Genomic DNA, 18255 nt, shown 5'->3' with positions numbered 1-18255 from the left:
AGTTCTGTTTCGACGACTCGAGCCCCATGCGGAGGCCGCTATCCGACGGCATTGTGGAGACAGTGGTGAAAATCATCTTCGAACATCTGTCAAAAGAACATATCGTATACCAACCCTTTTGTGCTGGTCAGCCGACCAATGGACAAGGTATGACGAATCTTGTGTCAGCTGTCGCCGAGACTGTGGAATCGAATCCGGATTCGGCTGCGATCGCCTATGATGGGAACGAACAGACCTACGCGGAATTCTGGGAGCGAACTGGCCAGTTTGCACAAACGCTTGCAGACTGCGGAATCGGCGAGGGAGACCGCGTCGGGATCTACCTACCGAACCTGCCACAGTTCGTGACCGCCTTCTATGGAACCCTGCGTGCTGGCGGGATCATCGTCCCCATGAATCCCCAGTACAAGGCTCGGGAGATCAGACACATGCTGGGTGACAGCGGAGCGAAAGCGGTCGTCTCGTTGGCCAACCTCGTCCCGAACGTCCTCGAGGTCCAAGACGACACGGATGTCGAACAGATCGTCAGCGTGGGTTCCGATATTGACGGTGCGACCGAGTTCGATGACTTCCTTGCCGCTGGTACCAAAGACATCGTCGAGCGGGCAGACGACGACATCGCCGTCCAGCCCTACACGTCCGGAACGACCGGCACGCCGAAAGGCGTCCTGCTAACTCATCATAACCTCGCCTTTACCACGCGAGCCAACGCGAGCGTGCCACCGGGTGGGTTCCAGTCCTCGGACCGACTCATCGGCACCCTGCCACTGTTTCATATCTACGGCATGTCCGTGGTGATGAACGGTGCCATGTACAGCGGCGGCACCTATTACCCCGTTCGCGAGTGGGACTCATCGGCTGTAATGGACCAGCTCCGCGACGACGAGATCACGATTATGTTCGCCGTCCCCGCCATGTTCAACGACATAATCAACCACCCTGACGCCGCCGAATATATGTTCGAGGCGTTGCGCTTTGCCAACTCCGGGGGCTCGAGTCTGCCCTTTGAGGTCCTCGAACGGTTCGAGGGTCTCTGGGACGTCCAGCTCAACGAGGGTTATGGGCTGACCGAAACGAGTCCAGTCACACACGCGAACACGAAAGATGCTCGTCGAAAGGGGAGTATTGGCCAACCGCTCGAGGGCGTCGACGCGAAGATTGTCGACGATAATTTCGAGGAAGTCCCTCGAGTCGAGCGAGGGCCAGTCGTCGAAGCGGAAGCGGAGCTGCAGGATATTACAGGAGAACTCGTCATCTGTGGTCCCAACGTGATGAAAGGCTACTACGGTCTACCTGACGCTAATGAGGAGGCGTTCACCGAATCAGATGGCAAACGCTGGTTCCACACCGGCGACATCGGTTACTGGGATGAGGATACTTTCTTTTATATCGTCGACCGCGAAAAGCATATGATCATCACCGGCGGGTACAACGTCTATCCACACGAAGTCGAAGAACTGCTCTTCGAACATGAAGACGTTATGGACGCTGCTGTCGTTGGTGTTCCAGACGAGCGCCGCGGTGAGACTGTCAAGGCGTTTATTGTTCCTACGCCTGACGCCGACGCGACGCCCGAGGACATCAAGCAGTACTGTCTCACTAACCTCGCAGAATACAAGCACCCTCGTCAGGTTGAGTTCGTCCAAGAACTACCGCGGACGACCACTGGGAAGGTCCAGAAGTTCGAACTCCGCGATGAAGCGGAGTAGTCATTCTTTCGGATTAGACCAGTCCCAGATGTAGATGCTGTGAGGGCGGATTTTTTACCGACACCGGAACGCAAACCGATAGTTTGCAACTGTTGAGCGCACCGAAGCTATTTTGATACCGGGTCACAATCAGTACATATGGCATTCATGCTGTCTGAGGAGCATCAAGCAATTCGCGAAGCCGTGCGTGAATTCGGCGAAAACGAGATGTCTCCGGTTGCAGAAGAGCACGATCGAGCGCACAAATATCCCGAAGCGATCCGGAAGAAGGCTGCCGAATACGACTTCGTCGCGCCGGCTATCCCGCTCGAGTACGGTGGGGCCGGGATGGACAAGATCTCGAGCACCATCGTCACCGAAGAACTCTGGCGAGCGGATCCCGGTATCGGGTCCGCCGTCGGCAGTGCCGGCTTCGGGACGAACATGATCATCGAGTTCGGTGACGAGTGGATGAAAGAAGAGTGGCTCCCAAAAATCGCCAACGGGGAGACTGCCTCGTGCTCCATGATCTCTGAACCCGCACACGGGTCGAATGTCGCCGGCATCGAGACGGTGGCCGAGGAGGACGGCGACGGCTACGTCCTCAACGGCAACAAGATGTGGATCACCAACGGGACCGTCGCCGACGTCGGCGTCCTGATGGCCAATACCAGTCCCGACGCGGGTCACAAGGGCATCACCGCCTTCCTCGTCGAGATGGATCGTGACGGCGTCTCGACCGAGAAGATTGACAACAAACTCGGTATCCGTGCGTCCGACCTTGCCGAAGTCATCATCGACGACGTCCGCGTTCCGAAGGAGAACGTCATCGGTGAAATCGACCACGGGTTCTACCAGCTCATGGAGTTCTTCGCCTCCGGCCGTACCAGCGTTGCGTCCCAGGCCGTTGGCGCTGCTCAGGGTGCACTTGACGCTGCTATCGAGTACGCCAACGAGCGCGAGCAGTTCGACCAGAAAATCAAGGAGTTCCAAGCGATCGAGCACAAACTTGCCGAGATGGCGACCAAGGTCGAGGCTGCCCGCTCGCTCACCTACCGTGCAGCATCCCAGGTCGAAAAGAACAATCAGGATGTCGCCGCACAGTACTCGAGTATGGCGAAACTGTTCGCCTCCGAGATTTCGGTCGAAGTCGCCGACGAAGGTGTCCAGGTCCACGGTGGTGCGGGCTACGTCACGGACTACCCTGCCGAGCGCTACTACCGAGACGCTCGTATCACGAAAATATACGAAGGCACCAGCGAGATTCAGAAGAACATTATCGCTGATCAGATTCTCTAGCGCAGGTTACTGTTCAGGCACTCGGAACTCGACGGCTGCACCTTGGCCGTAGCCGACACACATCGTCGAGAGTCCGAGTCCACCACCCTGCCGTCTGAGTTCGTGAATCAATGTGACTGGCAGGCGAGCTCCTGACGCACCAAGGGGGTGTCCGATGGCGATCGCGCCGCCGTTGACGTTGAACACGTCGTCATCGAAACCGAGTTCGTCCTGACAGTACAGCGTCTGGCTGGCGAACGCTTCGTTGAGTTCGACCAGATCGTACTCCTCGGCGCTCCGACCGTTCTGTTCCCAGATCCCTCTCACGGCGGGCACTGGTCCAACTCCCATGATCGTTGGATCGACACCTGCGACGTTGTGATCGTTGATTTCAGCCATGATCTCGAGGCCCTCACCCTCGGCGAATTCCTTGCTCGTGATCAGAACACCAGAAGCCCCATCAGATATTTGTGAGGCGTTAGCGGCAGTGACGGTGCCGTTCTCCGCAAACGCTGGCAGAAGGCCCGCAATTTTTTCTTTTGTGGTGCCGGGACGAAGGCCCTCGTCTTCCGCAACGAGACCGGCTTCGGTCTCGATAGGGACGAGCTCGTCGTCGAACGTTCCGTCTTCCGCTGCTTCGACCGCGCGCTGTTGACTTCGAGCAGCGTATGCGTCCTGACGCTCGCGAGAGATGTCGTACTTGCGGGCAACCTTCTCAGCGGTCTGGCCCATGGCGAGGCCGGCTGTGTCGTACTGTTCGCGGATGCCAGCGTAGGAGTCGATCCCGTTCCGACGTTCGTTTCGAGACATGTTCTCGACGCCCCCAGCGACGATGACCTCACGCTGCCCTGCGCGTATCGCGTCGCTGGCACTCATAATCGCCTCCGCAGAGGATGCACAGAGTCGGTCGATCGTTGTTCCCGGGACCTGTTCACCCAGATCAGAGAGCAACGCGATGACGCGGGCGATGTTGTTGCTCTGTTCGTTCACTTGCTTTGCACAACCCCAACGGATATCATCGACGTCGTCACCTGTGAGCCCCGTCTCCGCGAGCATCTCGTTTACCAGCGGTACTGAGAGTTCTTCACTCCCTGTCTCAGCGAAGCTACCGCCGTGTTTACCCTGTGGAGTCCTGACTGCCGAAACGATGACTGGCTGTCGATCGCTCATTGAGTGTTTTTCTCTCACTCGAGGATATAGTCGTTCCGCCTCTATGTGGTAGTGAAGGCGAATACCATCGCTTCCACAGCATTCACCAGCTCTCAATGGGTGTGTTCGATCGACGGACGGGGAGACACCACTGACCGAAGGGGAACGCTTTTGATCGCGACTTGAGTTCGGGTATACATGCACATTGCAGTGCTTGGAGCCGGCAGTATGGGTCACGGGATTGCACAGGTGTCCGCAATGGCTGGCCACGACGTCGTGTTGCGAGACATCGAAGCCGAGTTCGTCGAGGATGGCCTCGAGGGGATCCGCGACAATCTTCAAGGCGGTGTCGATCGGGACAAACTCACCGAAGAAGCGATGGATGCGACGCTCGAGCGCATAGAAGGGACGACGGACCTCGAGGCGGCTGTCGAGGATGCTGACCTCGTCGTGGAGGCCGTCCCGGAGGATATGGATCTCAAGAAGGACGTCTTTGTAGATGTAGAGGAGGCTACTGATACCGACACGCTCATCGCCTCGAATACGTCGTCGCTGTCTGTGACCGAAATGGCGAGCGTCCTTGCACATCCTGAGCGCGTTATTGGACTCCATTTCTTCAATCCACCCCACATTATGGACCTCGTCGAGATCATCGTCGCTGAACAGACTGACGAGCGCACTGAACAAATTGCTGTCGACTACGTTCAGGGCATCGATAAGGAGGACGTCGTCGTCCGCGACACGGCCGGCTTTGCGACCTCGCGTCTCGGCCTCGTGACTGGACTCGAAGCGATCCGAATGGTGGAGTCGGGAGTTGCAAGCCCAGCAGACATTGATAAAGCGATGAAACTCGGGTATGGGTATCCGATGGGGCCAATCGAACTCGGAGATCACGTCGGACTCGATGTCCGCCTCCACATTGCAGAACACCTTCGGAAAGAACTCGGCGAACGATTTACCCCACCGCAGTCGCTGCGACGAAAGGTCCGGGCTGGTAATCTCGGGAAGAAGACCGGTGAGGGGTACTACATTTGGGAGGACGGCGAACGTGTCGACACGAGTGGCAACTGGGGTGGTCCTGATGAGTGAACTCGAAGACCAGTACGATACGCTCTCTGTCGAGAGTGGCGAGCACGCTGATCGGGTCGCGACAGTGGCAATTGAACGTCCGGATGCTCGAAACGCACTCAATAGTCAGGTTCGAACGGAACTGAAAGATGCCGTGAAAGCGGCGGAGACGGATGACGACGTTCGGGTACTCGTCCTCACTGGTGGTGAGGGGGACCGGTGCATTCGTCGCAGGAGCTGACGTCACTGAATTCAAGGATCGAGACCTCGTCGAACAGCGGACGGCCAGCGAGCGGCCGCGGATCTACGAAACCGTCGCCAATGTAACAATCCCTGTCATCGCCCGGATCAACGGTCATGCGCTCGGTGGCGGCTGCGAACTTGCACAAGCCTGTGATATCCGAATCGCTGAAGCCGGAGTGAAACTCGGACAGCCGGAAATCAACCTCGGGTTGATCCCCGGTGGTGGTGGCACGCAGCGACTCACTCGTCTCGTCGGTGAAGGGCAGGCTATGCGACTGATTCTTTCCGGAGAACTGATTAGTGCTGAGGAAGCCAAGCAGCTCGGACTGGTTGACGAGGTATACGACACGGATGGCATTGACGACGCCGTCTATAGTCTTGCAAACTCGATGGCCGAAAAGAGTCCGATTGCAATTGAACTTGCCAAGAAAGCGATCAAGGCGAGTTCTCGGATGGGGATTGAGGACGGGCTCGAGTACGAGTCTGAACTGTTTGTCCAACTGTTTGCAACTGCGGACAAAAACGAGGGCATTGCGGCCTTCCTTGAGGGTCGAGAGCCAGAGTTCACCGGAGAATAGTTTTCATACAGTAAATATTTATATGTATTCATATATCTTTCTAGTTAACTGATTGATAATAAATGGTCCTGGTCGGACGACCACACTATGCAACGGTACAACCAATACTCAACAGCAACCCGGAAATCACTGGATATCCCCACAACTGCGCGCACTCCAAGCGTCCAAGACGTATCTCACGATATGTAATAACTAGTCTCGTGTCAAGTTGTTCTACGAACAACACGACAATCTCGCCGCCAAACTCGCCTATACTGGCCGACAGACGTCCATCTCGAGCGAACCTCTGTCGAGGAATTGCAAGAAGCTCTCGACGACGTGGACGGAAAGAAGCCGATACCGGCTTTTAGCGGCGATAGCGTACAAAAACGGCGTCACACAGACTGAACTAGCCGACTGGGACGACATTCAGCGTCGAACCATCTATAGCTGGCTCAAACGACTCGATACTGACGAACCGCTTGCGTAGGCCATAACTAATACTCGCTGATATAGAAGAAAACGAAAAATCTCAGAAAAACAGTAAAAATAATTCGAAGAAACTGTCCACGAATCATCTGCGAAAGTCGGGTTCGACGCGCCGGCATGGACGCCGATGCTCGTCCAGCGGTATCTTGCCCAGACGTACACTGTCGAATACTCACGCTCGAGCTGTCGGCGGTTGCTCAAAGAAGCGGGCTTGAGCTATCAAAACCACGTCCTACAACCGCCGAATCAGCTGTTGAGGAGCAAGAAACGTTCCGCGAGGAACTCAAACAAAGCGGCGGGAGAGGGATGCCACAGTAGTCTGTCTCGATCAAATCAAGAAATCAGTCCAGATTGAGCCGTGTACCGCGTGGTTTCCGCTCGACACGCGGTCATCCGTCGAATTATCTGGATAACGAGGCTGGACGTGTCTCTTGGGCGTAACCACAGAGGACGGTGATCGCTCTCTATTTCGATTCGAAGCGCACGTTACCGCCAATCACGCAAAAACATCGATTATCTATTATGTACTGCATTCAAAGATGATTTGATCATTGTATTAGATGGAGCGCCGTCCGTTCAGGCGTCGGCAGTCACAGCTCTGGCGGTCCATGACGACCTCGCTTTCGTCGCCTTCGTCACGTTCCCGGCGTATTCGCTGGCATCAAATCCGGTCAAAAAGTGCTGGCGACAGTTGCAAACGGCTCTCAGCAATCGATTTTCAGCCCACTTGGCGAGGGACCGATACAGCGTTTGATCAATTCTCTGTACCAAAAGTGAGTGGGTACTTCTGATATCCATTATCGATTTAGATGCCTCACGAATCGGTGTCGCAGTGGCACCGATAGTTCGTACGGGAGTGCAAATGAGCGATTGAATCGCATTTCGAGCGGCTACTGCGTCCACATCAAAATCACTCGTTGCTCGAGGTAACGCTCGAGAGCACAGCGTTGCTCTACGGGCGGCGGTGAATACGACAGTTCCTGCCAGTGGAGTGGCGAATCCGGTTGAACACGATCAGTATTCAGGGGCGTAGCGAGTTTACGAACGAGCTGATTCGGTCAGTAAACGGACGCATGGCTCGGCTTCGATCGCTCTCCCAGACGATCTCGCCGCTGTCATCTAGTGCCAGAAACGGCTCGGTAGTCGATCGAACACCGAGGTAAAGATACTCCTCACACTCGTCGTCGTGGACGCCGAGCATGTGAACGCCTCGTTCCTGAAACGAGTGCTCGCGATGTGTTCGGGAGCGAAGGTAAAACAGGTGAGCCGTCGGCTCCGGTGGTCGGGTCACGACAGCACACCAGTCTCCGTCGGATTGGATCGCTGGTTTTCCGAGCGTCGTCTCGAACCGATGTGAGAGTGCCACGGTATCGTCACCGAGTACGTTGAGTTCGCCGCCGACGGTATTCGAATCACTGCCGGAGACGACGACAGCAGTGCCATCGTTCGCGATTGCGCCATCGACCGGCTGTGACGCTGGGCGTGTCTCAATCAACTCCTCGCTTTGGAATCGGAACGTGCGCGATTCTTCGCCGTCAGCACGCCGACCGAACGCGAGCGTCCAGTCGTTGTCGGGTGACGTAACTGTCCGACAGTGAAACGTGGATTCGTCATATGAGAGGTATTGATTGGTCGGGTCGTCGGGAACGTTCTTCGGGGAGAACCCTGGTGGATCGGACGGTCCCTGCCTGAGTAGTCGCCGATGGATCATACAGTGAATTACGTCTCATTGATTTAAATTTCGTGGTTTTCAGCCGCTAACGGCTACGAATCAGAACACTACGACGCTGTGAGCTATATATACGTACAGCTCTGCACTCGAGCTACTGTGAGTGGTGTTCACTTGGATTCGAAGTAGGTCTCGTTCCCAGAAATAAATCGTTCAAGATACTACTATTATAAGCGTTATTACGTAATGCTGCTCGAGGAATGCTCGATGACGGATAATCCATCCGAGTCAACCCGGAATCACTCACGACGAACATTCATTCTCGCTGGCGGTGCCATTGGAACGGCTGCACTGGCGGGCTGTCTCGGCGACGGCGATGGTCCGGGGGGAGCAGGATTAGGCGGTGGAAGTGGCGGTAGCGGCGAAGTAACCGATCCGATGGTGTCGGACGACTTCGATCCGCAGAACCCTGATTGGGAGAACAATAACTATCTCGGGAGCAAGATGGCCGAGCACAACTATATTCGCGGCTCGGAGTTCGACCTCGAGGAGATGGGGAATCGTGGTCGGACCGAGGCAATTTACGGCCAAGAGCCGGCCGAGAATCCGGATAACTCATCGGACTGGATCGATCCCGACCCGATCGTGTTCGCGGACTTGCCTCGCGAGGACAGTCAACAAGCGTACGCAGATCAACTCGAGCCGATGATCGAGAAGCTCGAGGCAGAGACGGGACGGACTGTCGAGTTCCAGACGATCGACAGCTATGCAGCGGTCGTTGAGGGGATGCGGTCCGAACGGATCCACATCGCGAACTACTCGACCGGGAACACACCCTTTGGCGTAAACATGGCCAGCATGGTTCCGCTGGCGATGGGTGTCGCAGGTGACGGGCAGTTCGGCTACCGACTCCTGGCGATTACCCGCGCCGACATGAACGACATTCAGAGCGTCGAGGACTTCAATGATTTCAATGCGGCTCACACCGAAGCGTCCTCGAATTCCGGAAACCAGGCACCGTCGGCGTTGTTCGATGAACACTTCGGTCTCACTGTCGGCGAGAACTACAATCCCGAGATGTCCGGCGGTCACGAACAGTCTGCTCGCGGGATCGCCTACGGGGACTACGACTGCGGACCGATCTGTAGTACCTGTTGGGAGGAAACCGTCGAAGCGGTCGACGATATCGACTTCGACGATTTCAAAGTCGTCTGGGCGGCTGCTCCGTTCCCGCCGGGTCCGATCGGCTATCGAGCGAACCTCCATCCGGAGATTATCGACGGTGCACGCGAGACCTGGCTCAACACCGACTGGAGCGGGACGGTGTACGGTGAGCAGGCCGGCTATCCACAGTATGTTGAAGTCGACTACGTAAACCACTGGCACGACGTCATGGTCAATCAGAAATTCAACGGCGTCGAGTACGACGCGGACAACCTGTAACGATTGACCAGTACCGAATTCACGTTTCACTTATGCTCGAGACAATCGATCTTCGAAAGGTGTATCCAACGGGGGACGAGGCGCTCACAGGCGTTTCCACGACTGTCGATGGGAACGAGATCGTCGCGATGATCGGCCCCAGCGGGGCCGGGAAATCGACGTTCATTCGGTGTATTAATCGACTCACCGAACCGACTGACGGCGAGATCCGGTTGGACGGATCGGAGCTTACCGCGCTCGGCGAATCCGAAATGAAAGCAGCCAGACGGAACATCGGGATGGTGTTTCAGGAGTATAATTTGGTCGAACGACTCACGGTTATGGAGAACGTCCTCTCCGGTCGACTCGGCTACGTCTCGAACTGGGCCGCGCTCCGCCGCAAGTTCCCGCCCGAGGACGTCGAACGTGCGTACGACGTGCTCGAGACGGTCGGGCTCGACGGTATGGAGAACAAACGGGCGGACGAACTCTCTGGCGGGCAGCGCCAGCGTGTCGGCATCGCTCGAGCCGTCGTACAGGAGCCAAAAATCCTGTTGGCTGACGAGCCGACAAGTAGTCTGGATCCCGAGTCGTCACATGCGGTTATGGAACTGCTCGCCGATATCGCCGCGGAGGAAGACATTCCGATCATTATCAACATTCACGAAGTGCCACTCGCCGTCGAATACGCGGACCGGATCCTCGGATTACACGACGGCGAACTGGTGTTCGATGGGCCGACGGACGGCCTCGATGAGAACGCGAAAGACGTCATCTACCGCGGTGCCGATGCCAGCGAGACGACAAACGAAGCTGTCGCCAAGACGCGGACGGATAACAACGCCATCAGTGAGCAGGCCGCAGACAAACCGACGGCGGCGGGGGATTAACGTGGCGACAGAGGATGGTGCCGCCGAGATACCCTACGACGGGTCACGGTGGCAGCGACCAACTGCCTTCCGAAACCGTAAGGTGAAGTGGGCAGCGTATATCGGAGCCGCGTTGTTCGTGCTGTGGTCGATCGTCTCACTTCTTTCGGGAGTAACGATTTCACGAGTCGTATACGGGCTCGGAAACGGCTTCCTGCTCGTCGAGAGTATGTTTCCGCCGGAGACGTCGACTGTGAACCTCGAGCGAGTGGGCGTCTATATGGCAGAAACGATTGCGATGGCGTTTGTTGCGACGTTTACGGGCGTACTGATCTCACTTCCGATCGCGGTCGGTGCGGCCGAGAATCTCGCACCGTGGCCGCTGTACTATCTTAACCGCGGAATTATTAGCATCACTCGCGCGATTGATGAACTCATCATCGCGATTATCGCAGTAAAGGCAGTTGGCGTCGGTCCACTTGCTGGGATCATCGCCATTAGCTATCTGACGATCGGATTCTTCTCGAAGCTGTTCGCAGAAGACATCGAGGATATCGATATGGGCGCAAAGGAGGCGGTTGAAGCGACTGGTGCATCCCGCTTCCAGACGTTCGTGTACGCGGTTATCCCGCAGGTCGCGCCGCGGTTCGTTGGCTTGACCGTCTACCGCTGGGATATCAATATTCGAGCGTCGACGATCATCGGCATCGTCGGTGCCGGAGGTATCGGGACGCTACTAATGCGCTCGTTCAATCGGTACGAGTACGACTTCGCTGGGACGATCCTCATTGCGATTATTGTCGTCGTGCTGGCTGGCGAGTTGTTCAGCGCGTACGTACGACGGAGGGTACAATAATGGCAGTCGAAACTGGACGGAGTTGGCAGCGACACGGTACGCAGCGTCGGATCAAACGTCTGCTGGCCGCTTTGGTTGCGACAGCGACGGTCGTCGGCTCGTGGCTCTGGCTCGAGCTCGATTTACAGTACATCACGAGCTCACCACCGGAGTTGTTGGACTTGGCCGTTCGAATGTATCCGCCGGCGTGGGCCTACGCACCCGACATCGTGATGCCGCTGATCGAGACGATCCACATCGCAGTCGTCGGGACGATTCTCGCCGTCATGATGTCCGTTCCAGTCGCGTTTCTCGCGGCAAGAAACACGACACCGAATGACCTAACGTACGCTCTTGGCAAACTGATTGTGACGACCTCACGATCAGTGCACACCATCATCTGGGCGATGCTATTCACGGTTATGTTCGGTCCCGGGGCGTTCGCCGGAATGGTCGCAATTGCCGTCCGTTCTATCGGCTTCGTCGGGAAACTCCTCGGCGAGGAAATCGAAGAGATCTCGTTCGATCAAGTCGAGGCGATCAAAGCAACGGGTGGGTCGACGTTCCAGGTCCTGCTCTATGGCGTTATCCCACAGATCAAGCCCGCACTGGTCGGGATCAGCATCTATCGATGGGACATCAACGTTCGCGGCGCAACCATTCTGGGCGTCGTCGGGGCCGGTGGAATCGGTGTAGAGCTGTTCGACGCCGTCGATGCCTTCCAGTGGTCTAACGTAGCGATGATACTCATCGCGATTCTGGGAATCGTCCTGCTCAGCGAAATCGTCTCAGCGCGTGCTCGAGCGATGACCAGATAATCGACCGTGAGAGCGTCTCGAATCGGGGATCGGAGCTGATCGAAGGGACCGATAGTCCGAGCCCAAAGGCAGTTATGCTCGGGTAGCCAATCATCGCTCGATCCAATCGCGATGAAAAACAAGCCAGCGGTGCACCTTCCGACGCCACCGAAACGGGCGAGCGCGAGTCGTCGAACTGACCGAATCCGCTCGCTACTCGCGGAGACCCGATGACTGCAGCGGCTCGACCGAAACCACACGAATACAATGACAACACCACCACAGTTCGACCGCGGAACAGACCGACAGACAGACCACGCCATCCTGTTCGACATGGACGGTGTCATCTTAGAAGGACGGGGTTCCGATCCGATCGTCCACTCACACGCACTCGAGGACGTGATCGACGACCTCGACCTCGACCTCGATCAGGAGCACCTGGACACACTCGAGCGATACGAGTATACAGCTGCGTTCGAAGCGGCCTGTGAAACGATCGGTATCGATCCGGTCTCGTTTTACAAGCGTCGTGAGGAGTACAGTGCGACGCATATCATCGATCGGATTCGGGCCGGAAAACGGGAGTTGTACCCAGACGTCGATGCGATCGAGTCGCTCCAGGAGCGATGTCTCACCGGGCTCGTAAGCAACAACTACGATCCGGCAGTTTCGTTCGTCGTCAACCACTTCGAACTCGATACGTTCTCGTTCGTCCGCGGGCGCGATCTCGGCGTTGAAGGCTTTCGCCGTCGAAAGCCCGAGCCCTATTACCTGCAGGAAGCACTCGAGACGCTCGACGTCTCCGACGGGTGGTACGTCGGCGACAGAGAGACGGATCTCGTCGCCGCGGAGCGAGCCGGTCTCAGGCCGGTGTTCGTCCGTCGCGCCCACAACGCGACCGTCGAGCCCGACCTCGAGGCGTATACCGAGGTTCAGTCGCTGTCCGAACTGACGGACCTCGTCTAGGCCGCTCGTCACGGCTGACGTGGCCAGAGATAACCGTTTTTCCGACGCTAGATCCAAAACGAGAGTGTCGCCGCCCTATCCGAAGGCGACGTACAACTGTCCTGCACCCGCGGCGACGATCGCAACACCGGCGAGACGGACGAACGTGTTGACGTGGGCCGCAACCTGTCCCGTTGCGAGGCGGTGTCCCATCGCGGTAGCGGTCGTCACACCGAGCATGAGGATCCCGAACGCGGACGCGTAACTGCCGAGGACGAGTGCGGTCTCGGCCGGTGAAAAGGACAGCGAGCGAACGACGAGCGCGAAGAACACGGGAAAGACACACGCAGTTCCGGCGATCGCGTATGCGCCGCCAAAGAGTGCGAACCCGAGGACGCTCGACCGACGGTGTGGAAGCGCCGTATGGATAGAGATCGAGCCGCGGACGAGCACGAATAGTCCGGTCCCGACGAGTAACACGCCGATACCCGCCTCGAGCATCGGAACGATTGGTTCGATCGACTGGCCAAGCGAGAGAACGAGGCCGATCCCGACGGCAAAGACGGCAAGCACGCCCACAGTGGCTGCTGTTCCACGAGCGACGATGCCTGACAGTGGTGGCCGGTCATCCTCCGTCGCGGCGACGTAGTAGCCGACGTATCCCGGGAGCAACGCGTACGCACACGGTGAGAAAAACGTCGCAACCCCTGCCCCAAGCGCGAACAACACGATCGAGAGGAGTTCAGTCATCGAGGGACGACCCCTGCAGTCTCGAGGGCAGCGTCCAGTTCGGAGACGGTGTGGAGCCCGGACTCCGACCAGGTAATCGCGTTCGATTCGTCGAGGACGAACGTGTGCGGAACGTACGTCGCGCCGATCGGTTCCGCGACCGCCAACGAGGGGTCGAGCGCGACTGTCCAGTTTCCGCCGTGCCAGTTCCACCAGGCTGCGATGTCGTCCCGTGATTTCGTCGTGCCGACCTGCTCGGTCGTCACCGACACGAACTGTACCGTCTCGGGAACGGTTGCCTGAAATTCGGCGAGCGTGTCCAGATACTGCTTGCAGTCGTTACACCACGTGGCGAAGAAATCGAGGACCGTAACGGCCCCTCGCGCGGGAATTGCCGTCTCGCCCGCCTCGCTCCCACGGGCATCGATCGTCTCGAGCATCGTCTCTGGGACGGTCTCATCCCGAAAAAAGCGGTCCAGTCGCCTCAGCGCGACTGCAGACCCGCCGAGGACGCCGAGAGAACCGATCCCGACGAGCGCATCTCGACGGCGCATCACCGACTCCCCCTCAGACGAGACGGTTGGCAGACGATACTGTTCGGTCGAGGATCGTTCGTGACACAAATCGGCTCATTTTGGCCCATTGCTATCTTGTATAGAAATAGAAATACTGTACACATATTTCTTTCCGATGTTCGTGTAAATAACGCTATCTACCGATACGTATCGACATAATGTTTCGGGGAGCAACCCGTTCGACTGCGTATGTACAGACCGTACGAGGTCGTTTCGAAACTGTTTTTTCATCCTCACCGAAATACGCGCTGTGAATCAGGACCGTTTACAGTTTTGGACCCTCTATTTCGCTCGATTCGCCGAGGGGTTCGGGTTTGTCACGTTAATAACACTACTCCCCTACTATATCAATACCCTCGAACCAACCAACACGACGATTCTCGGACTGACGATCAGCGCTGGATTAATCGTCGGACTGTATACGACGGGCTTTACGTTCGCACAAACGCTCGCCGTCGTCCCAATCGCGTGGGCCGGCGACCGGTTCGACAAGCGAACGGTGTTGCTCGTCGTGCTCGGGCTCGGCGTCGGCGTCTACGCGCTCTTTCCGCTTGTCGACTCGAGCGCGTCGTTTATTGCGATTCGTGCGCTTCAGGGGCTCGTTATCACTGGAACCGGACTGATGACGTTGTCGCTCGTCGGGCAGTTCGCCAGCGGCGACACACGAGCGAACTATATTGGAAAGGCGAACGCAGCCAGCTTTGCCGCGTCGATCGTTGGCAGCCTCAGTGCGGGAACGCTCTACGAGGCGTTCGGGTTCGGTTCGATCTTTACGATCATCGTCTCTATCGTCCTCATCGCCTGGCTCGGGACGGTCTTGTATCTCGAGCCCGACGAGACGCGCGTCTACGGGTTTCCGTTCACCGATCTCGCGCTCAACCGTCGAATCCTTACGCTCTCGAGTTTTCGGTTTCAGTACGCGTTTTCGGTCACCCTCGTTCGGACGTGGATCCCGATCTTCGCCGGCGTCGCCGCAGCCGAAGGCGGCCTGGCGTACGGTGGGCTCGCGGTTGCACTTACCGTCGTTGCCGAGAAGTTCACCAACATGTGCTGTCAGCCGTTTACCGGCCGGCTCTCCGATAGCTACGGCCGAGCGATGTTCGTCTTCGCCGGTGGCGGCGCATACGGGCTCATCGCATTGCTCGTTCCGCTTTCGCCGGCGATCGGAACGGCCCTCTCGCTGCCATCCGAGCTCGTCATCGCGATTCCGGCGGTCCTTACAGGTGTCTCGCTACCGACGGCGCTTCCGCTCGGGTCGCTTCCGCTCGGAACGGTCCCCGAACAGGTCACGCTGTTCGGCGAGGTGTCACCGGCGTTTCTGCCCCTCATCGTGCTTTCGGGACTGCTCGGCATCGCAGATAGCTTCCGTGAACCGGCGAGTATGGCGCTGTTTGCGGACGAAGGAACCGACGACGGGGGTGTCGCCTCGAGCTTTGGCATTCGAGAACTCATCTGGCGTCCGGGAAGCGTCATCGCACCGCTGCTCGGTGGCTGGCTCATGTATGAAGTAAGTATGGCATCGGTGTTCTACGTCGGGGGTGCGTTCGCACTGACCGGTGTCGGATCATTCCTCGTGATTCTGGTCCAGTTCCACGGAACCGCTGCACTCACGAAGTGGTAATCCGGGGTGTCGACAGCCATGCGAGACAACTGCCTCGAGGTCAAACGCTGAGACAGCTCACGGAGACGGAGGCCACTGACCGTCACTGTACCTCGTTTCGGTTGTCACTATACTGTACCAAGAATCGATCAGAAGCCCGATTTGAACGCCGTCGGTCTCGCCGCGTCCGCGATCAGTATCGATTGTCATCATTCTACATTCTGTTACAGACATATGTGTGTAAATCATTTCATAGCGCTATAGAGCACTTGTGTTCGGTGCTAATCGTCTCTCATAGCTACTGACCGTCAGTGGCTACGATAACTCGTTTTCGAGGTCGTTACTCGACAACTTCGACTGCCTCGAGGATACTCACTGGAACCGAATGGGGGGTCGAGGTCCTATCAGCGTTCGCCAGCGCTTTACCGACGAAACGTCCAGTCTCGACCAACCGCTGTCGTCGTCTGACTGCACGCCAACCACGAGATATCACTCGAGCAGTTGTTCCGATTCATCTTCGCGGTGGACAGTGATCGATACTGTCGCCAGTTTAGAGATTGCCTCTTGTCGACCGATCGTCCCTTGTGATGGCTCGAGGAGCCATGTTAGTTCTCATACTCTCCGACTGTGGGCGGTCTATCGAGCCGTATGAGACTGCTAGATCAACTGAAAGCATGTATTTCAGCCCCGCTCCCCATCTTCCAGTCTCAGCTTCCAGATTTCCGATTTGGTATATCATTATAAGATTTATAAACAGCCATATCACACACTCGAGCCCTCGAAACCATCGAAATCAGTCGAATTGGTGCGTTCTCCTTTCACTGTGCGTTAGTCCAGTAATGCACAGTGAATTTATGTACCCCGATACTGTACAGACATCCGAACAAATGGATCACAGCGATTCGGCGGGTACACCCGGAGAACACTCCCTCGAGACCACCATCGAGGACTTCCTCGAGTCGGGCAACAAATCGGGCAACTACCGCGACGCCCTCGAGCGCGTGCTCACCCAGTGGCGACACCGACTCGAGCAACGAAGCATCGAAACGGTCGACGAGATCGACAAGCGAACGATGGCGACCTACGCACAGTATCTCTCTCGGCGCGTCGACGCAGGAACGAGTCGGAACGTCGACGGTGGGATTGCTGCGGCCACTGCCTGGACCTACTACGACTACGTTTCGGCGTTCCTGTCGTACTGCGTTCGATGGGATTATCTCGAGGAAAACCCCGCCCAGAAGGGCATCGCGCTGGACGAACTCCCGCCGCGGCCGACAAAGAAGAGCGGCGACCAGCAGTTCTGGTCGGCCGCCGATCGAACGGCGCTGTGTCGCTACGTCGACGACCGGGCCCACCAGGCCGTCGACGAACGGGGAACGGACGCATTCGAGGAACTTCGCGATCGGGCACTCGTCTACGTACTCGCGTACTCCGGCGTTCGAGGCGGAGAGATTCTCGCAGATCCACGCGACGATCGCCGGAGTGGGCTCCGCTGGCAGGATGTCGACCTCGAGAACAACCAGCTCAAGATCCTCGGAAAGAACCAGCAGTTCGAGGAGGCGCAGCTTCCCGTACAGTGTCACGGCCCGCTCGAACGCCTCGAGAAAGCACTCGACCCGCCAACTCCAGCGTGGCCGGTTTTTGTGACGAGTCATGCACCTTCGCTGTACGGAGCGTTGCCGGATGAAGGAGATCCGTCTGCAGGTGACCCACTCGAGTTGTGTCGTGACTACGGCGTCACGCCGCCGTCGCTCTCGACAAATGGGGGGCGGTCGGTTCTGAAACGACTCTGTGAAGACGCGAAACTGGACGTCGACGGAGATTACCTGAAACCACACGGAGCACGTCGTGGTGTCGGTGAAGCGGTCTATCGTGAACGCGGCCCGGCAGCTGCTCAACGAACCCTTCGGCATGCCGATCCACGAACCACCTCGCAGATGTACGCCCACATCGAAGCGAGTGAGTTAGCAGAAGACGTCGGAGATGTTTTCGAAAACGAGTGAGACGGGCTGCTGTCACGGTGTCCCGGCCCAAGACGTCGCGAATGGGTCAGCATTGACTGACAGGAGTCCGTATGAACGAGATGAGTAAATCCCGCGAGACACACCAGATCACCGTCGGAGATGGCGTCCGTATTGTCGTACGTTCGTCATAGCTGAATCGGAGTGCGCGTGGTATAATTCAATCACATGACAAAGGTTTCCACATTGGTCTTTAGTTAGGCCCCAGTCCTCGGTTGTGTAGCGGTAGCGAGCCTCTCTTGGAGTATCGGTCGTTGTTGGTGTATCTTCTGAGCGTCGTCGATCAACCGTTCCAGCAACGGTGGCGGAGAGTAGCCGAGG

At 57.3% G+C, this 18255-nt stretch carries 14 protein-coding genes and 2 pseudogenes; 12 read left to right on the top strand and 4 right to left on the bottom strand.

Going from position 1 to position 18255, the window contains the following annotated elements; translation table 11 throughout:
* The first annotated feature begins 149 nt into the window (after positions 1-149).
* Positions 150-1709 carry a long-chain-fatty-acid--CoA ligase gene (locus tag BW940_RS15805; protein ID WP_076610184.1) on the top strand — a complete coding sequence of 520 codons (1560 nt, stop codon included), beginning with the start codon at positions 150-152 and terminating at the stop codon, positions 1707-1709.
* Positions 1710-1847: 138 nt separating this feature from the next.
* Positions 1848-2987, top strand: coding sequence for an acyl-CoA dehydrogenase family protein (locus BW940_RS15800; protein ID WP_076610183.1), 1140 nt, complete (start codon positions 1848-1850; stop codon positions 2985-2987).
* Between the two features lie 6 nt (positions 2988-2993).
* Here BW940_RS15800 and BW940_RS15795 read toward each other — a convergent pair whose 3' ends face one another.
* The gene (locus BW940_RS15795) at positions 2994-4136 is read right to left on the bottom strand and encodes a thiolase family protein (RefSeq protein ID WP_076610182.1); all 1143 of its coding nucleotides are present in this window, start codon (positions 4134-4136) and stop codon (positions 2994-2996) included.
* 177 nt (positions 4137-4313) lie between these two features.
* Between BW940_RS15795 and BW940_RS15790 the strand changes: the two genes are divergently transcribed.
* The 3 genes and pseudogenes from BW940_RS15790 to BW940_RS20865 all read left to right on the top strand — a co-directional run bounded on the left by BW940_RS15790 (position 4314) and on the right by BW940_RS20865 (position 7263).
* Positions 4314-5204 carry a 3-hydroxyacyl-CoA dehydrogenase family protein gene (locus tag BW940_RS15790; RefSeq protein ID WP_076610181.1) on the top strand — a complete coding sequence of 297 codons (891 nt, stop codon included), beginning with the start codon at positions 4314-4316 and terminating at the stop codon, positions 5202-5204.
* Positions 5197-6004, top strand: a pseudogene (locus BW940_RS15785) (enoyl-CoA hydratase/isomerase family protein). Before BW940_RS15790 ends, BW940_RS15785 begins: the two are co-directional and overlap by 8 nt.
* 297 nt (positions 6005-6301) lie before the next feature.
* A pseudogene (locus BW940_RS20865) lies at positions 6302-7263 on the top strand (IS630 family transposase).
* 230 nt (positions 7264-7493) lie between these two features.
* On the opposite strand, the gene BW940_RS15770 reads toward BW940_RS20865, so the two are convergent.
* Positions 7494-8183, bottom strand: coding sequence for a hypothetical protein (locus tag BW940_RS15770; RefSeq protein WP_076610180.1), 690 nt, complete (start codon positions 8181-8183; stop codon positions 7494-7496).
* A gap of 225 nt (positions 8184-8408) precedes the next feature.
* Here BW940_RS15770 and phnD point away from each other — a divergent pair, with 225 nt between their 5' ends.
* The 5 genes from phnD (at position 8409) to BW940_RS15745 (ending at position 13030) form a co-directional block, all read left to right on the top strand.
* A complete protein-coding gene (gene phnD / locus BW940_RS15765; RefSeq protein ID WP_076610275.1) occupies positions 8409-9584 on the top strand; it encodes a phosphate/phosphite/phosphonate ABC transporter substrate-binding protein in 1176 nt (391 codons plus the stop codon).
* A 32-nt stretch (positions 9585-9616) separates the two neighbouring features.
* Positions 9617-10453 carry a phosphonate ABC transporter ATP-binding protein gene (gene phnC, locus BW940_RS15760; RefSeq protein ID WP_076610179.1) on the top strand — a complete coding sequence of 279 codons (837 nt, stop codon included), beginning with the start codon at positions 9617-9619 and terminating at the stop codon, positions 10451-10453.
* A 1-nt stretch (position 10454) separates the two neighbouring features.
* A complete protein-coding gene (gene phnE / locus BW940_RS15755) occupies positions 10455-11288 on the top strand; it encodes a phosphonate ABC transporter, permease protein PhnE (RefSeq protein WP_076610178.1) in 834 nt (277 codons plus the stop codon).
* Positions 11288-12085 (top strand): phosphonate ABC transporter, permease protein PhnE, encoded by a 798-nt coding sequence (phnE, locus tag BW940_RS15750; protein WP_076610177.1) that lies wholly within the window; start codon positions 11288-11290, stop codon positions 12083-12085. Before phnE (BW940_RS15755) ends, phnE (BW940_RS15750) begins: the two co-directional genes overlap by 1 nt.
* Before the next feature lie 246 nt (positions 12086-12331).
* Positions 12332-13030: an HAD family hydrolase gene (locus tag BW940_RS15745; protein ID WP_076610176.1), complete on the top strand. Its 699-nt coding sequence runs from the start codon at positions 12332-12334 to the stop codon at positions 13028-13030.
* A gap of 75 nt (positions 13031-13105) precedes the next feature.
* Here BW940_RS15745 and BW940_RS15740 read toward each other — a convergent pair whose 3' ends face one another.
* Together BW940_RS15740 and BW940_RS15735 are read right to left on the bottom strand one after the other, a co-directional pair.
* Positions 13106-13759, bottom strand: coding sequence for a cytochrome c biogenesis CcdA family protein (locus BW940_RS15740; RefSeq protein ID WP_076610175.1), 654 nt, complete (start codon positions 13757-13759; stop codon positions 13106-13108).
* Entirely contained in the window at positions 13756-14292 is a 537-nt protein-coding gene (locus BW940_RS15735) for a TlpA family protein disulfide reductase (RefSeq protein ID WP_076610174.1), read from the bottom strand. Before BW940_RS15735 ends, BW940_RS15740 begins: the two co-directional genes overlap by 4 nt.
* A 271-nt stretch (positions 14293-14563) precedes the next feature.
* On the opposite strand from BW940_RS15735, the gene BW940_RS15730 reads away from it, so the two are divergent.
* Both BW940_RS15730 and BW940_RS15725 read left to right on the top strand, forming a co-directional pair.
* A complete protein-coding gene (locus tag BW940_RS15730) occupies positions 14564-15934 on the top strand; it encodes an MFS transporter (RefSeq protein ID WP_084776788.1) in 1371 nt (456 codons plus the stop codon).
* A gap of 866 nt (positions 15935-16800) precedes the next feature.
* Positions 16801-17916 (top strand): tyrosine-type recombinase/integrase, encoded by a 1116-nt coding sequence (locus BW940_RS15725; RefSeq protein WP_076610172.1) that lies wholly within the window; start codon positions 16801-16803, stop codon positions 17914-17916.
* Positions 17917-18255 lie beyond the last annotated feature (339 nt).

The sequence above is a fragment of the Natronorubrum thiooxidans genome, from assembly GCF_900156475.1.
Lineage (GTDB): Archaea > Halobacteriota > Halobacteria > Halobacteriales > Natrialbaceae > Natronorubrum > Natronorubrum thiooxidans.
The sequence above is the reverse complement of the archived record's forward strand: the minus strand, read 5'-3'. Positions and strand labels throughout refer to the sequence as shown.

What these genes read in the sequence shown, in the direction of transcription:
- BW940_RS15805 (WP_076610184.1), top strand. Translation starts at nt 150, where the DNA reads ATGACGAATCTTGTGTCAGCTGTCGCCGAGACTGTGGAATCGAATCCG.
- BW940_RS15800 (WP_076610183.1), top strand. Translation starts at nt 1,848, where the DNA reads ATGGCATTCATGCTGTCTGAGGAGCATCAAGCAATTCGCGAAGCCGTG.
- BW940_RS15795 (WP_076610182.1), bottom strand. Translation starts at nt 4,136, where the DNA reads ATGAGCGATCGACAGCCAGTCATCGTTTCGGCAGTCAGGACTCCACAG.
- BW940_RS15790 (WP_076610181.1), top strand. Translation starts at nt 4,314, where the DNA reads ATGCACATTGCAGTGCTTGGAGCCGGCAGTATGGGTCACGGGATTGCA.
- BW940_RS15770 (WP_076610180.1), bottom strand. Translation starts at nt 8,183, where the DNA reads ATGATCCATCGGCGACTACTCAGGCAGGGACCGTCCGATCCACCAGGG.
- phnD (WP_076610275.1), top strand. Translation starts at nt 8,409, where the DNA reads ATGACGGATAATCCATCCGAGTCAACCCGGAATCACTCACGACGAACA.
- phnC (WP_076610179.1), top strand. Translation starts at nt 9,617, where the DNA reads ATGCTCGAGACAATCGATCTTCGAAAGGTGTATCCAACGGGGGACGAG.
- phnE (WP_076610177.1), top strand. Translation starts at nt 11,288, where the DNA reads ATGGCAGTCGAAACTGGACGGAGTTGGCAGCGACACGGTACGCAGCGT.
- BW940_RS15745 (WP_076610176.1), top strand. Translation starts at nt 12,332, where the DNA reads ATGACAACACCACCACAGTTCGACCGCGGAACAGACCGACAGACAGAC.
- BW940_RS15740 (WP_076610175.1), bottom strand. Translation starts at nt 13,759, where the DNA reads ATGACTGAACTCCTCTCGATCGTGTTGTTCGCGCTTGGGGCAGGGGTT.
- BW940_RS15735 (WP_076610174.1), bottom strand. Translation starts at nt 14,292, where the DNA reads ATGCGCCGTCGAGATGCGCTCGTCGGGATCGGTTCTCTCGGCGTCCTC.
- BW940_RS15725 (WP_076610172.1), top strand. Translation starts at nt 16,801, where the DNA reads ATGGATCACAGCGATTCGGCGGGTACACCCGGAGAACACTCCCTCGAG.